The organism is Paenibacillus sp. MT124 (assembly GCF_058792755.1).
Map to the genome: position 1 here is coordinate 6,228,528 of NZ_CM179500.1, position 13,466 is coordinate 6,241,993.

Genomic DNA, 13,466 nt, shown 5'->3' on the forward strand with positions numbered 1-13,466 from the left:
GTCCCCCTCGTTCCATTCTCCCGATATCTTACAATAGAACTCTACAGTTTGCCCAATGCATCCTCCACGAGGTCGTCCCCGGCAATTAGGTCAAATGCCATTCGATATGTCTTCTCTTCCTGCAGGGATGCCGCGATAACCCGGGCCACATCCTCACGTGATATACTTCCTGGTTTCAAGTCTGTTCCTACGGCGATTTTGCCTGTTCCTGGTTCGCTTTTCAAGCCACCAGGGCGAATAATCGTATAATTCAGCTCGCTTGCAAACAGCGCGCGATCGGCATAATGCTTCGCCACATAGTATGGTTTAATGGCATCTGACCATTTCTCCCGCTGATCTGCGCCAAAAGCACTGACCAGAATGTATCTGGAAATTCCCTGCTGCAGCGCGGCCTCCATGGTTTTTACAGCCCCGTCGAGATCAATTAGGAGTGTCTTGTCTGCACCTGTAGAACCACCGGACCCTGCCGTGAATACGACGGCATCATGATCCTTCATTGCTTCAGCCAGATCATTCACGCTGCCCTCCAGATCACCCATGACTACATTTGCACCCAGCTGTTTCAATGCATCTGCCTGTTCCGGTTTGCGAATCATTGCCGTCACCTGATGCTTGCCTTCCTGGACGAGCTGTTCCACAAGCATCTTGCCGATTTGTCCGTTTGCACCAATAACCAATACATTCATATGTCATGCTCCTCTCGGTTAAACGGGTAACCCCGTGTAGCTTTATCCTTCTCTGGACTTGTCTTTAATTTAAACGAAAGCCGGCGCTTCTAAGCGCCGGCTGCTGTGATCCCATCCGTTTAGCGCATTGTCAGCGCATAAATCATGCTTCCATATACATCTTAATATACCATACACCCTGTACTGTCTATACCTAACGTAACCATCCAGTTCTACAGCCCTTTTAACCTCACCTGCTCCTTAGCGTTTAACCATGGCTGAAGGAACGCAAAAAGGGTGCCCCTAGGGGCACCCTTATATGGATGGCTACTAAATTAGTAAGCCAGTGCGAACAATCCGTGGATGTGAGACAGGTAACGGATGTTACTTGCTTCTTTCATCATGGTTGCTGGCAGACCTTTCAGACGAGTCTGGTTGCCACCGATCATGCCGACAGCATCCTTACGACCCAGACTTCCCAGTGTACCGGAGAATACTGGTGTGAAGGATTCCATTGCACCACCTTTGAACATTACGCCCAGGTTGTGACCAATGGTTTCACCCATTTGCCAAGCCAGTTGTGCAGTTGGAGGATATGGACGAGCGCCTTCGCTAGGGAAGACCACTGCGCTGTCACCAGCAACGAACACATCTTTGTGGGATGTGGATTGCAGAACTTCCGTAACTTTAGCACGGCCGCGATCCACTTCAATTCCACTGTTAGCAACTACCGCATTACCTTGTACGCCACCTGTCCATACGAGTGTGTTCGTAGGGATCGAGCTGCCGTCTTTCAGCAATACTTCGTTTTCTTTCATCTCTGTGATCGCTACGCCAACGATGAAGTTAACGCCACGTTTCTCGAGACTCGATTTTGCACGGTCAACCAGTTCTGGCGGGAATCCTGCAAGAATGGATGGACCTGCTTCAACGGTATACAGGGAGATATCATTGAAATCGATACCTTTTTCTTGGCATACGCCTGGCAGCAGGTCAGCGAATTCGCCGACAAGCTCGATACCAGTCAAACCGCCGCCACCAATAACAAACGTTGCGTCTGCTTTGTTGCCGGATTGTTTGTAAGCATCCAGACGTGCTTCAACGTGCGCACGAATGCGGTTAGCATCGCTAACGGATTTCAGCGTGAAGCTGTACTCCTGCAATCCCGGAATTCCGAAGAATGCCGTTTCGCTACCCAGGGCAACGACGAGTGCATCATAAGAGTAAGTAGAGCCGCTGGTCATCAGAACTTTTTTCTCGTCCGGCTTGATTGTGTCCACCGTATCGATTTTCAAGTTCACGTTTTTACCACGCAGCAATTTTTCAAGCGGAAGAGCAACTGCCTTTTCAGCAATGCTTCCTGCTGCAAGACGGTGCAGTTCCGTAATAATTTGGTGCGTAGGGTAACGGTTAACGACTGTAATTGTCGCTTCTTCCGGTGTCAGGTATTGACGCGCAGTCAGCGCAGTCAAAAGACCACCGTAACCTCCGCCCAAGATCAAAATTTGCTTCGACATATCCATCCTCCGTTCTTCTAATCTTAACGTTGCTGTTGTTGACGCTCGTTCAGAATGCTCAGGAATGATTGAGCAAAACGCAGCGTTTGTTGTACGTTTGGATCTTTAAGCATTTTGAGCATAGCGAACAGACCAACCGAAGTTTGCTCTGCTTGCGCACGATCACTTGCTTCGATTGCAGCGGAAGCTACACCTTTGGCTTTGTCTACAACTGGTTTAGCGAATTCACCCATTGCGCTCATTGTGTCGCTGATCAGAACTTTGTCTGTAGCTACGCTTTGTGCAAAGTCATAAGCTTTGGTCATGGCAGTAACCATTTCAGCCAGTTTAGGCAGGTTTTCAACCAGAACGGTCAGAGACTCCTGTACCTCAGGCTTCATCAGTTGATCGAGCACGTCCAAGGACTGGCGCTCGGAAACGTTGGCACCTTCTGTAACTGGCACCTCTTGTTGAGTAGGCGATTGTGACATAAGAGAAAGTCCTCCTTTACTTTGGGATAGAAGTCCGCGACTTTCATGATGCCTGTCAAGCAGAGCCGAACCACGAATACAAGGGATACATTGAAATGTACCAAATTTCACACAATAGAAAGAGCGAAGCCCAAGGGCCGCTCTCGGATCATGTGTTGTATTGGGTCTATTGCGGACAACATGTGTTGACGCAAAACGACAAGCAGGCCGAAACCGAACTCTATACCCTTATATTACACCTCTTACACATGAACATGAAAAAGAAATTTTTTACACTTGTGAAGATATTGTGAACATTGTAACAAATCCGATTTTTTTGTCAAGCTTCGCGGTCGGGATGTAACCGCTTATCGTTCTGTTCCAGATCTGCATTCCTACCACATGTGGTATTAAGACAAGATCTCATACGTCCATATGTGCGAAAAAGTACATATGGAGGATTTTTTCATTCTTATTTTTAGGAAGTGTTTTCCAAAATCATGAATTCCATGCAACGAATTTGGTCACTATCGTTATTATGCAGCTTGTCATGCTGGCTTATTCCCTATTCGCTCAATTCTTCCCGATGAGAATCTTGACCTTAATCCAGGCCCTTACGAAAGCTTCTTCTGACAAACAAAGTTTAAAATTACAGGAACCCGGTTAATAAGGACTACACCAGAAATGAAGGAGATGTTCGATATGAGTAATTCAACTAGCGATAAAATCAAAGCAGGCGTGAATAAAGCCAAAGGCGAAGTGAAGGATCAGATCGGTAACGCAACAAACAACAGATCCCTTCAGGCTGAGGGTAAAAAGGACAAGGCGAAAGGCGCGGTTCAAGATAAAATTGCCGATGTAAAAGATCGCCACTAGGATTTGGTCTCATATGCTTCGCACGATCAAGTCGTGCACTATATACGTCATGATCTCGGCCCGTAGACATGCAGCATAAACATGTCTGTACCTACGGGGCAGAAAAAAGCCAAGGAAGGTGCTATTCCAATCACCCTTCCCTGGCTTTTTTTGATTGTAATACGTTGTATCAAATCGCTGGGGCCACATATCTTGCCATATCCACGATAAACTCATGACTTCCTCTCGATGTTTGATACTGTCTGCTGAATTGTCGTACCCAATCCAGATGCTCCTGATACCAGCGGTATGTCTTTTCCAGCCCCTGTTCCAATGTAATCTGCGGTTTCCAGCCCAGTTCTTCTCTTAACTTGCCCGAATAAACGACCAAACTGGAGCCTCTGGACTGGGTCGGTTCCTGATCCCGAATCTCGACATCTCCTGTGGAGCGCTGCAGTGATTGCAGCAGCTCGCCAATCTGCTGCATCGTTGTGCCTTGTCCTGTCGAGATGTTATACGTATGCCGATCTTGTCCATGCAGCATAATCTGTTCAATGGCTTTCATTGCATCATCGATATACAGAAAATCACGTACAGCTGATCCTTGAATATCCAGCCGCAAGCCATCCATCATCCGGCCAAAATTGCGGGGAATGATTCGATCAGGCAGCTGCCATGGCCCATATAGGTTGGTTAGGCGGAAGATTTTGACGGGGAGGTTATAACATTGGGCATAGGAATGAGCCAGCGTCTCGCAGGCTACTTTGGATGCCGAATAGGGTGATACTGGAGCATATACGTCTGATTCGGAGTACACTCTGCCAAACTCGCCTCCATAGACCTCTACCGAGGAGGCCAGTACAACCGGAATACGATGATCGGCTGCATATTGCAAAATGGCCTGTGTGCTTAATGTGTTGTTACGAAACACTTCTCCTGGGTGGTGGTAGGAATAATCCACATGCGGCATGGCTGCTAGGTGAATAATATAATCGGTTCCCTGTGGCAAGCTGAAGCGGTCTGAAGCGAGGTCACAACAAGTGAAGGTCATCTCATGCAGCGGGGAGCTGTGAACAAGTCTCTGACAATAGTCATCCCGGTCGATCAGGGTAATGCGGTGGCCCTTTTGCGCCAAATAATGAGAAAGATTGAATCCCACAAATCCGGAAGCCCCTGTTATGACAATGTTCACCAAACCATTCCTCCTTGGATTTTACTCAGGCAGGCTCTTGAGGCGAGCGTATGTATTGAGTATAACCTTAAATTGATACGTTTTGTATCATTTTCCATTCATTTTTATTTTTCTTTCCGCAGAGCAGACAGCTAATGAGGGTAATAAACAGTGAGGTGATGATAATGAATGAATCCAGAGAGAATATAGAGACCTTTTACTTCCAAGACGATGGCGTGATTCCCAACAATCCAAACTTGCCAGTACTGTTGTATAAGGGGGTATGGGCAAAAGACCCGTCCCGAGCAGAGGCGCTGCTCAACAGAAATCATTGGGGAAACAGCTGGATTAATGGTGTGTTTGACTATCATCATTTTCATAGCAATGCCCATGAAGCACTAGCCGTGGTTAGCGGTTTCGTTCAGCTGATTCTGGGCGGGGAAAAGGGCCAACGAGTTTATCTGCAAACGGGAGATATTGTTGTGCTTCCTGCAGGAACAGGACATAAACGTCTGGAAGCCAGCTCTGATTTTCGTATAGCAGGTGCTTACCCTGGTGGCACAAGCTACAATACCCGTACAGGTGATCCGGGAGAACGTCCTGAAGTGCTCCGGGAGATTCAGGGTGTGCCCATCCCTGATACAGATCCAGTCTACGGGAACGAGGGACCCTTGTTGGAATTATGGAATAAAGGCAAATAAGAGGGTGCCTGGATATGAGTGAACCAAACAGAAAAACAGACTGTTAACGAGAAAAATCAGTTCCTCGATAACAGTCTGTTTAGCTTATGCGCGTAACCGGATGCCGTAGAACCGTGTTGCAAGCGGCTGATCAGGAAGAAATGGTATTCCCTGAAGAGGAATTGGATTCGTTCCGTTTCTCCTCGGACGATGAACGGGTGAAGTGTCTCTCCAGCTTCCGACTGGCCCACAATGATACAGCGATAAACAGCAATACACCAATCCATCTTACAGGATGTTCCAGGAATTGGGCCACATTGGAGCCAATGTAGGTCACGCAGAATATCATGATGCCTTTACCAAACCCTACGGCGAGCAGGAAAGACATGAGTCTCATTCGGGCAATACCTGCCGCCACATTAATGATGACAAACGGTCCGACCGGAAAGATGCTCAGCAAAAATACATAACTGAAGGCATTCCGCCGAATCCATACCATGCTCCGCTGAACACGCGGTTTGCTGGACCATCGTTCCACGAAGGCAGATTTCCCAATCTCCCGGACCAGCAAGAAGGTCAGGGTACAACCCAGCACCATCCCGATCCACGAGTACAAAAATCCCGCCCATAGTCCATACACCGCCCCATTAACCCCCACGATCAGCAGGGTTGGCAGCGGTGGCATAAAGGACTTCATAAAGGTAAGCAGTATACCCGGAAGCGGCCCCAGGGAACGAAACTGCTCCAGCCAATAACGAATATTCTCTTCCGTAATGTAGGACATGATGTCCAGAGGTACCGGGGTCATGTGCATCCTTCCAATCTATTCAGTCTCCATCCGTTCACACCGTAATTCCTGTGCTCGAATGATCTGGGTACAGTTCATCTTCTTCTCACAGTATAACGTACGAATCCACACCAAACCGTTGTTAATTTGAAGAAATATTCACAGAAGAGACCAACATAACAAAAAGCACACCCTGACCTGTACAACAAGTCTTGGTGTGCTTTGCTATATTGGTATCCCTCCCCCTAACAGGAGAAGAAATAAACATATTCTATTCCAGCTGGGCCTCCTGCATCTGCAGTTCGTTCAGTTCCTCCTGATGAGCGGCATTCCATTCAGGTATGCCGGACCGCATGAACTCGTCTGCATCCATTGCAGCTTTGGACTGGTTGCACAGATTGCAGGCACATACACAGTTTAGCGGAGTTGTATGACCACCTTTGGCCCGAGGCAGAAGATGGTCGATCGTATCACCATATGATCCACAGAAGTAGCAGGTATATTGATCCCGGGTCATAATGTACCGTTTGAAATCCTTGTTGCTGAATAATCGGCGAATCGTGTACCGATTGACAACAACTGCGGCTTTTTCCTTGACCAGCGTGACCGCAAGCTCCATGTCAATCTCCTGATGCCAGCGGCGGCCTTTATCCGTCTTGCCACGCATGCGGACCATGCCCTGCCTGTTCGTACGGAGCGATGACGGATCTTCCGGATCAATGGCTGCCGGAACCGCCGGAGTCTGACGGCGCGGCCGGCCATCTGCGCCCGCGCTTCGGCTGCGGGCATGATGGGAATGGGGACGGTGTCCGGAAATCGTTGCCCGGGCACCGTCTTCACTGGCGGCCTTATGCGCACGTTCTTTGCGCATTGGCCGCACCCTGCTCCCTTGCGGACCCTGTGGCCGCATGGGAGCAGATTCGGCTGTCCCGGCCGCAGCAGAAGCTGCCTGGCCCGGGTCCAGCCCTGGAGCGGCAGGCTGTGCAGCTGCCGCCAAAGGCCCGTCGACCGTGGCCGCAGCTCCACGGTCGCTCGCTGGCACCTCGGACTTGACCGCAATGCGGTCCGGTCCAGTGCCAGCACCAGGCGGCGCCGAGCGTTTGCGGCGCCGCTTGCGCTTGCGCCCCGCTGCGGTCTGCTGACCCGCAGCTGCTGTTCCCGCTGCCGGATCCTGCGGATCTTCCGGCAGCGAAGCCTCGCTGGCCGCCCCAGCTGCCTGCGCGGCGGCCTGTTCAGCACGCACATTGGATACGGTGCGTCCACCAACCTTCGGATCACGATCTTCCTGGCCTGCGGCGCCTGATTCCGTAATCCGTTCAGACGGCTCAAGGACTGGCTGTACCTGCTGCGGTTTGGACTTTCGTCTCCGTCTCCTTTTCTTCCGATCACCTGATGGCTCCGAGGAGGATGAAGACAAAGGCTCAGCTTTGCTGTGCTGTTTCACAGAACCCTCATCCGCTGTCTCTTGAATCACCCGTTGATTGGCCTCAGTACTTAACTCATTTGTAATCTTCTCTTGTCTTGGCATCCGCATGTGCAAACTCTGACCCTGCTGCACCGGGATGTCGCTAACGTCAGCCTGTCCACTGCGCTGACGACAACGACGACAGGCCCCTCGTCTGGCACCGGGCCCCGCCCTCTTTCCAGTTCTGCGCCGAAATTCAGACAACGGACGCTGTTGCCCGCAATGCATGCATACCTTGGTCTGTTGCGCTTCATGTTCCGTCATGTTCTGCCGGAAAGGGGCTGAGCCCGTCTCCATGTTGTCACCTCGGTTCCGTATGAATCCGGTTTCTTTCTATTGTATCACATCTGCTCGCGGACACACTCATACCCCTGTGTCTGTGCCGGATAGCCATCTGTGCCGTACTCTGTTGTCTGTCCATTGCATTCATGAAGAATGTGCTCTACATATTCCAATATATCTTGCATCGGTTTCCCGCATTGTTCACATGTTTTCATTCATCTCACCTTGATCCTGTTCTGTAAGTCTCTGCATTTTTGATTTGTGTTCCGCCTTCTCATTACCCCTGGCAGCTCCAAAAGAAACATTCGTTCCCACATGATGCTCATTGATCGCATGAAAAAACCGTTCCCCGCTCAACCCTAAGGTCGACCAAGAAACGGATTATTATTCCTATAATGGCAATTAAATATTAACGAACATCGAGCTGGCCCGAATTGGATTGCGGGATCACCCGTGGTTTTGGTTTCGGCAGATTGCCGAAGATGACCCAGGCAAACGGAACGAACCTCGCAGTCAGCCCCACTACAATCCATGAAGCGAACAGCGCTACGGCAAAGCCTCCGGCATACCATAGGTGAACCAGCAAGGAGACCCCAGTTTGCGGTGGGAATTCCCGATACAACAGCAGGAAAAATGGATGGATCAGATAAATTCCGAAGGACAGCGCACCAAGTCGATTAAGCGGCTTGGCAATCAATGCAGGCCCCTTGCGATACAACAGGTATGCAATCTGAATCAGTACGAGCGCGCAAGCAAAGGTATGCAAATTCCAGAAAAACTCATACCACAGTGTGTTATACGTGGCAATCTTCATACGGAGCAGGTAATAAATATATACATGTCCGAGTCCGGCAGCAATCCAGACTGCCCACAGCAGAATCCAGGATGCTACGCGGCCTTTGGTCGCATTTTCACGGCTGATGACAAACCATTGCTTGATCTTTGGAAAATAGACCCCGATGAACGCTCCCAGCATGAAATAGGAGAAGTATGAGAAGGCCCAGCTTCCCTTGTTCGGAACCTGGAAGCCGTATTTGTTACTTACGATAAATGCCCACTGGATCAGCAGGCCAATCGGTACAGACCACTTTACCACCGTAGGATACTTCTTCAGCAGCCACAGAACAAGCGGGAATAACAGATAGAATTGCATGTTGATGAATACAAAGTACAGATGCGTATACGCCTTACCCGTGAACAGTTTGGTAATGAAGCTGATGGCAGATTCACCAAACGGACGGCCTTGATAATGGGTGAAATGCAGAATAACAAAATAAAACAGGGAAAACAGGAAATACGGCAGCAGAATGTAAACGAATCTCTTTTTATAAAAATTGCTGACCAGTTTCTTGTCCATGGGACGGGAATAATAATTATAGAACAACACGAAGCTGCTCATGAAAATAAAAGTTGGCGTACCATATTTCATGAAGATATTAATAAAGTTGTACAGCCAGTAGTAGCCCGAACCCGTCATGTCCACTGTCGCATAAGACGTGGAATGCACACACAGCACGCCGATAATCGCCATGGCACGTACCAGGTTCAGCTCCGGTATTCGCTCTCTTTTCAATGTCTCACTCATGTTTAGCGTTTCTCCTTAATGTGTTCGTCAATATGTCAGATATGACTTAGTACGATAAGCTCACTATCTATTAAAAGGCATAATGCTTAAGATGGGTAGTCCATTTTCTTAACAATTCCTAAATTTTCAGTGGATTTCACACTATTTTCATGTCTATAAATGTAAAAAAGACCGCTATAATGCGGTCTTCGAGCAATGCTGCCTTGGCAGTATTTATTTCTGGTTCACTGGGATGAAAATGGTAAACTCGGGCTCCGGATCATATGGATCCTGATCCATCGGATACACTTCATAGTGTGTAAGCGGACCTTGCGACGCGGCATGGCCCTGTTCCTCAATCCAGGTATAGATTCGATTGTATGAAGCTTCCACACTCTGTCCTTTGACATGGCTGCACTTGGCGTAGTCATGTGCCGGGACATCAACCTTCACCATTCCCGATGGAATGGTTGATGCTCCATCTTCGCCAACCTCGACTGCGACATAATGGACAAATCCTGTATCTGTCGTATGATAGGACAATCCCAGAAGCTCCTGTGGATGGAGCACATCACTGATCTCCTGCAGACGACGCTTGAACTCCGTTTGCACCTCGCGAATGCCCCCTGCCCCTGCTTCAGCGAAGGTTCCCTCCCATTTCAGTCCGATAATGGTCGCCGCCTCCTTGCGTACCAACATTGAAGAATTGACTTGTTCCATACCCTCTCACCCTCTCATTCATGTTCTCCCTATCTTCAAGTTGATCCTGTTGCCGTAAGTCCTGACTCTATTTTATACTAATATAGTGACAAAATCTGTCAGTATATCTATATTTCTCTCAGGAGCGGATGGAACATGACCAAAACGCAGCGTTTGATTGAACTTATGATGCGAGTGTATGACAAACCTACGTTTACCGCTGAAGAATTGGCTGCCGAATTCGGGGTTTCTTACCGTACTATGCTTCGGTATTTACATGAGCTTAGTGGAATGGGTGTGCCCCTATATGCAGAACCTGGACGGCGGGGAGGATATACCTTGCTGCAATCGGGTCGAGTGACGAATATGACAGGTCAACGAATCACCAAGGCTCATTCTTTTGAGCGGATGGTACGTCCGCAGACAACATGAAATCCCCCGCCAAACCCGGCCGGGGGTGAAGACGGGCGTATCCTTGAGTCGTACACGCCTCTATCACTATATTGCCGGAGTAGAGGTATCCCACTTCCATGAAGTGCCGGAAGGCATGGTCGGCATAGTCCTCCCAGCCCGTGAATACGCCGTATATTCCCATTTCGGTGCTCCGGATCGCGCAGAGATTGATCAGACGTTTCTCCTGCTCATGGACAAGTTGAGACAGCAGGGCCTTGAGCTTGACATTTCTGGCTATGCCTTGGAGATCCGGCCATCCGATCCTCCCGCCAGCATCACTATACATATTCCGCTGCACGGTACTAATCTTTGTGACGGCTCGCCAGAATTTGTTTATAGACCTCTATAGCCGCCTGCCTGGAAGCCTTCAGATCCACAATCGCACCTTCGCGTGGTTGATGGATATCCTTGCTGTGCAGATCCTTCAGATCAGGCAGCCATTTCCGGATATAATCTCCCTGGGGATCATACTTCTCCGACTGTGTTACCGGATTGTTTACCCGAAAATACGGAGCAGCATTTTCACCAAGTGATGCACACCATAACCAGTTCCCGCGATTCTGAATGTTGTCATAATCCAGCAGCTTGCGTCTGAAGTAAGCCTCACCCAGGGGAAACGGACACTGCAGGTTTTTGGTCAGGAACATCGCCGTCAGAATACGCAATCGATTAGGCATGCGCCCCGTCTCATTCAGCTCGGTCATCGCAGCATCAATAATTGGTATTCCCGTCTCTGCCTTGCACCAGCATTCGAAGTGATAGTCACTTAACGGTGACAGATCGTATACCTTTTCGTATGTAAAATAGTGACTCTCATATACTGCACGGTACAGATAAAAGTCACGGAAGCACAGCTGTCTAATCCATTCGTCCGGTTGTTCTGCCCGGTAAGCGGCATCGTACATCCTGCGAATCGAGATGGCTCCTACCGCCACATAGGAACTAAGATGGCTTGGCTCGTATGCTTCATATTGATCCCGTTGCTCCCCGTACTCGGCGATACGCTCCTTCAGGAACGCATCGAGCAGCCCATAAGGCTCTTCTGCGGGGTCGACATCCATAAGCGCTGCTGGAACCCTGAATGAATCAGGAAACTCGATGGACAGCTTACTGATCTTAAGATCAGCTACCGTTAGTACCGAAGGAGGGTTCGGGAATTCATTCATAAACTCCACCCAGCGCCGGTGGAAAGCCGCGAATACTTTATAGGGCTCCGATTTGCCTGTAAAGTCAGCGAACCGCGGAAGATCGATCAGCAGATGATCCGTCAGCTGTGTGAACTTGGCCTGGTATTTGTCTACAACCTTGCGTATACTGCGATCCCTTTCGATCGCGTAAGGTGTCATATCCCGGTGAACGACCACTTCATCGATGATTTCTTCCGTGTGGCCCAATATGTAATCCACAACTTCTGCTGGCTTGCCATGTGCCACATGCAGCAGCTTGCCTGCCTCCCGGTACTGTCTGGCAAGCCCGGCTGCGTGCCTCAGAAAGTTGATGCCGCTGTGTTCCTTATCGCGTCCCTGACGAAGCAAAAAGGGGTCGTAGATAAAAAGGTGCAAACTCTCATCTTCCTGGTTCTGCAAATAATCAAAAGCGTGCAGATCCTCCGTACGCAAATCCTTGCGATGTATGAATAATTTCACTACAATCCTCCCGCCCGGCCTGTGCCTATTTTGCCGTTAGTTCCTGAAAGAGGCGGCTCGTTTCCGGTTCCGGCTGATGCCCCAAATCCTCCAAGAGTGTCTTGGCAAATGATGAATATAATTGGAGTATGGCTGATCCATCACCCATGGATGCATACACCCTCATCATTAATCGGCAAATCTCTTCAGCATAAGGCTCTCTTTCCTGTAAATCGAGTAACTGCTCGATGGCATCCTTGCCGCGTCCATGCTTCATGTTCCATTCAGCCAGGTCCATGACCAATCGTATATATTTTCGTCTTAGCTCACGGGCCTTCGATTGTGCCCAAGGGTAGTCATGCTCTTCAAGATAATCTCCGCGATATAACAACATGATCTCCCGCAGCTCTTCCACATTGGTAGAAGTGACTTCTGCATATCCCGCTCCTAGTTCAAACTGCTCCACGTCACTCACCAGATTGCCGGGCAGCAAACGGTACCGATTCATGTTGTATTCCAATTTGCCTGTCATACTCCATTCTTTCAGCAGTTTCCGAATCTGGTATACGGATGTATGCAGATGGGTTAACCCTTTTTCCAAGGTGACATCGGCCCATAATTTATCAAGCAGAATCTCTTTGCTTACCCATTCTCCACGATGGTGAAACAGAAATGCGAATAACTCCTGAGATTTGGTCGTCCTCCATCTATGCTTGGTTGCCTCCGGTTTCAGGCTTCTATAGATATCCAAATGTTTGAAGGTGAGCAGTCCCGGTAACTGGATGTCATCCTCGGCAGCATTGGAAACGGGTTCCTTTACTTCCGCAGCCGCTGCCATTTCCGGCATAGCAGACTTCCAAGCAGCAATCCGGTCAATGGTTTTGCCCAATCTTGCCGAGCTTACCGGCTTCAGAACATAATCCAGTGCATGCAGTTCAAATGCTTCGACTGCATGATCGGCGTACGCTGTTACAAATATAATTCGAAGTTTGTTATCCAGCTGCTGTATATACTCAGCCGCTTCCAGTCCGTTCATTTCTGGCATGCCAATATCCAGAAATACCACATCGACACGTTCTTTTGCCAGAAAATCCAGTCCATCACGAGCTGTTGAAAAACACTGCACGGGTGTAATCCGTCCGTCCGACAATAACAGGCGCTCCAGATGGAGCTGCGCCGGCTTCTCGTCATCGATTACAATGGCTCTCACTGTTCTTCCAGCCTCCTGCCCTTACTTAATCTTCTTCATTCTAT

Annotated in this window: 15 protein-coding genes; 4 read left to right on the plus strand and 11 right to left on the minus strand. The window is 49.1% G+C overall.

The genetic code is table 11. The annotated features are described in order from the left end of the window. Positions 1-41: 41 nt before the first annotated feature. The 3 genes from AC3RCI_RS28145 to AC3RCI_RS28155 all read right to left on the minus strand — a co-directional run bounded on the left by AC3RCI_RS28145 (position 42) and on the right by AC3RCI_RS28155 (position 2,652). Positions 42-686 (minus strand): SDR family oxidoreductase, encoded by a 645-nt coding sequence (locus tag AC3RCI_RS28145; RefSeq protein ID WP_492527141.1) that lies wholly within the window; start codon positions 684-686, stop codon positions 42-44. A gap of 314 nt (positions 687-1,000) precedes the next feature. Then, a complete protein-coding gene (locus AC3RCI_RS28150) occupies positions 1,001-2,182 on the minus strand; it encodes an NAD(P)/FAD-dependent oxidoreductase (RefSeq protein ID WP_127537452.1) in 1,182 nt (393 codons plus the stop codon). Between the two features lie 23 nt (positions 2,183-2,205). Beyond that, entirely contained in the window at positions 2,206-2,652 is a 447-nt protein-coding gene (locus AC3RCI_RS28155) for a DUF1641 domain-containing protein (protein ID WP_095290826.1), read from the minus strand. A gap of 681 nt (positions 2,653-3,333) precedes the next feature. Between AC3RCI_RS28155 and AC3RCI_RS28160 the strand changes: the two genes are divergently transcribed. After that, positions 3,334-3,507 (plus strand): CsbD family protein, encoded by a 174-nt coding sequence (locus AC3RCI_RS28160; RefSeq protein WP_082704104.1) that lies wholly within the window; start codon positions 3,334-3,336, stop codon positions 3,505-3,507. Between the two features lie 169 nt (positions 3,508-3,676). On the opposite strand, the gene AC3RCI_RS28165 is transcribed toward AC3RCI_RS28160, so the two are convergent. Continuing rightward, a complete protein-coding gene (locus AC3RCI_RS28165) occupies positions 3,677-4,678 on the minus strand; it encodes an NAD-dependent epimerase/dehydratase family protein (protein ID WP_492527142.1) in 1,002 nt (333 codons plus the stop codon). A 164-nt stretch (positions 4,679-4,842) separates the two neighbouring features. Between AC3RCI_RS28165 and AC3RCI_RS28170 the strand changes: the two genes are divergently transcribed. Continuing rightward, the gene (locus AC3RCI_RS28170; RefSeq protein WP_336782414.1) at positions 4,843-5,358 is read left to right on the plus strand and encodes a cupin domain-containing protein; all 516 of its coding nucleotides are present in this window, start codon (positions 4,843-4,845) and stop codon (positions 5,356-5,358) included. A 130-nt stretch (positions 5,359-5,488) separates the two neighbouring features. On the opposite strand, the gene AC3RCI_RS28175 is transcribed toward AC3RCI_RS28170, so the two are convergent. The 5 genes from AC3RCI_RS28175 to AC3RCI_RS28195 all read right to left on the minus strand — a co-directional run bounded on the left by AC3RCI_RS28175 (position 5,489) and on the right by AC3RCI_RS28195 (position 10,155). Next, positions 5,489-6,145: a TVP38/TMEM64 family protein gene (locus AC3RCI_RS28175; protein ID WP_492527143.1), complete on the minus strand. Its 657-nt coding sequence runs from the start codon at positions 6,143-6,145 to the stop codon at positions 5,489-5,491. 250 nt (positions 6,146-6,395) lie between these two features. Beyond that, complete coding sequence (locus tag AC3RCI_RS28180) at positions 6,396-7,886, minus strand: HNH endonuclease (protein ID WP_492527144.1); 1,491 nt, start codon at positions 7,884-7,886, stop codon at positions 6,396-6,398. A gap of 44 nt (positions 7,887-7,930) precedes the next feature. Next, entirely contained in the window at positions 7,931-8,086 is a 156-nt protein-coding gene (locus tag AC3RCI_RS28185) for a hypothetical protein (RefSeq protein WP_336782418.1), read from the minus strand. A gap of 194 nt (positions 8,087-8,280) precedes the next feature. Continuing rightward, positions 8,281-9,456 carry an acyltransferase gene (locus AC3RCI_RS28190; protein WP_492527145.1) on the minus strand — a complete coding sequence of 392 codons (1,176 nt, stop codon included), beginning with the start codon at positions 9,454-9,456 and terminating at the stop codon, positions 8,281-8,283. 213 nt (positions 9,457-9,669) lie between these two features. Continuing rightward, positions 9,670-10,155 carry a GyrI-like domain-containing protein gene (locus AC3RCI_RS28195; RefSeq protein WP_492527146.1) on the minus strand — a complete coding sequence of 162 codons (486 nt, stop codon included), beginning with the start codon at positions 10,153-10,155 and terminating at the stop codon, positions 9,670-9,672. Between the two features lie 135 nt (positions 10,156-10,290). Here AC3RCI_RS28195 and AC3RCI_RS28200 point away from each other — a divergent pair, with 135 nt between their 5' ends. Further along, complete coding sequence (locus tag AC3RCI_RS28200; RefSeq protein ID WP_492527147.1) at positions 10,291-10,566, plus strand: helix-turn-helix transcriptional regulator; 276 nt, start codon at positions 10,291-10,293, stop codon at positions 10,564-10,566. A gap of 43 nt (positions 10,567-10,609) precedes the next feature. Further along, positions 10,610-10,936: a GyrI-like domain-containing protein gene (locus AC3RCI_RS28205; protein WP_492527148.1), complete on the plus strand. Its 327-nt coding sequence runs from the start codon at positions 10,610-10,612 to the stop codon at positions 10,934-10,936. On the opposite strand, the gene AC3RCI_RS28210 is transcribed toward AC3RCI_RS28205, so the two are convergent. Together AC3RCI_RS28210 and AC3RCI_RS28215 are read right to left on the minus strand one after the other, a co-directional pair. Next, positions 10,890-12,233 carry a cryptochrome/photolyase family protein gene (locus AC3RCI_RS28210; RefSeq protein ID WP_492527149.1) on the minus strand — a complete coding sequence of 448 codons (1,344 nt, stop codon included), beginning with the start codon at positions 12,231-12,233 and terminating at the stop codon, positions 10,890-10,892. The two genes, AC3RCI_RS28205 and AC3RCI_RS28210, sit on opposite strands and share 47 nt — an antisense overlap. Positions 12,234-12,258: 25 nt before the next feature. Then, entirely contained in the window at positions 12,259-13,422 is a 1,164-nt protein-coding gene (locus AC3RCI_RS28215; RefSeq protein ID WP_492527150.1) for a response regulator, read from the minus strand. Positions 13,423-13,466 lie beyond the last annotated feature (44 nt).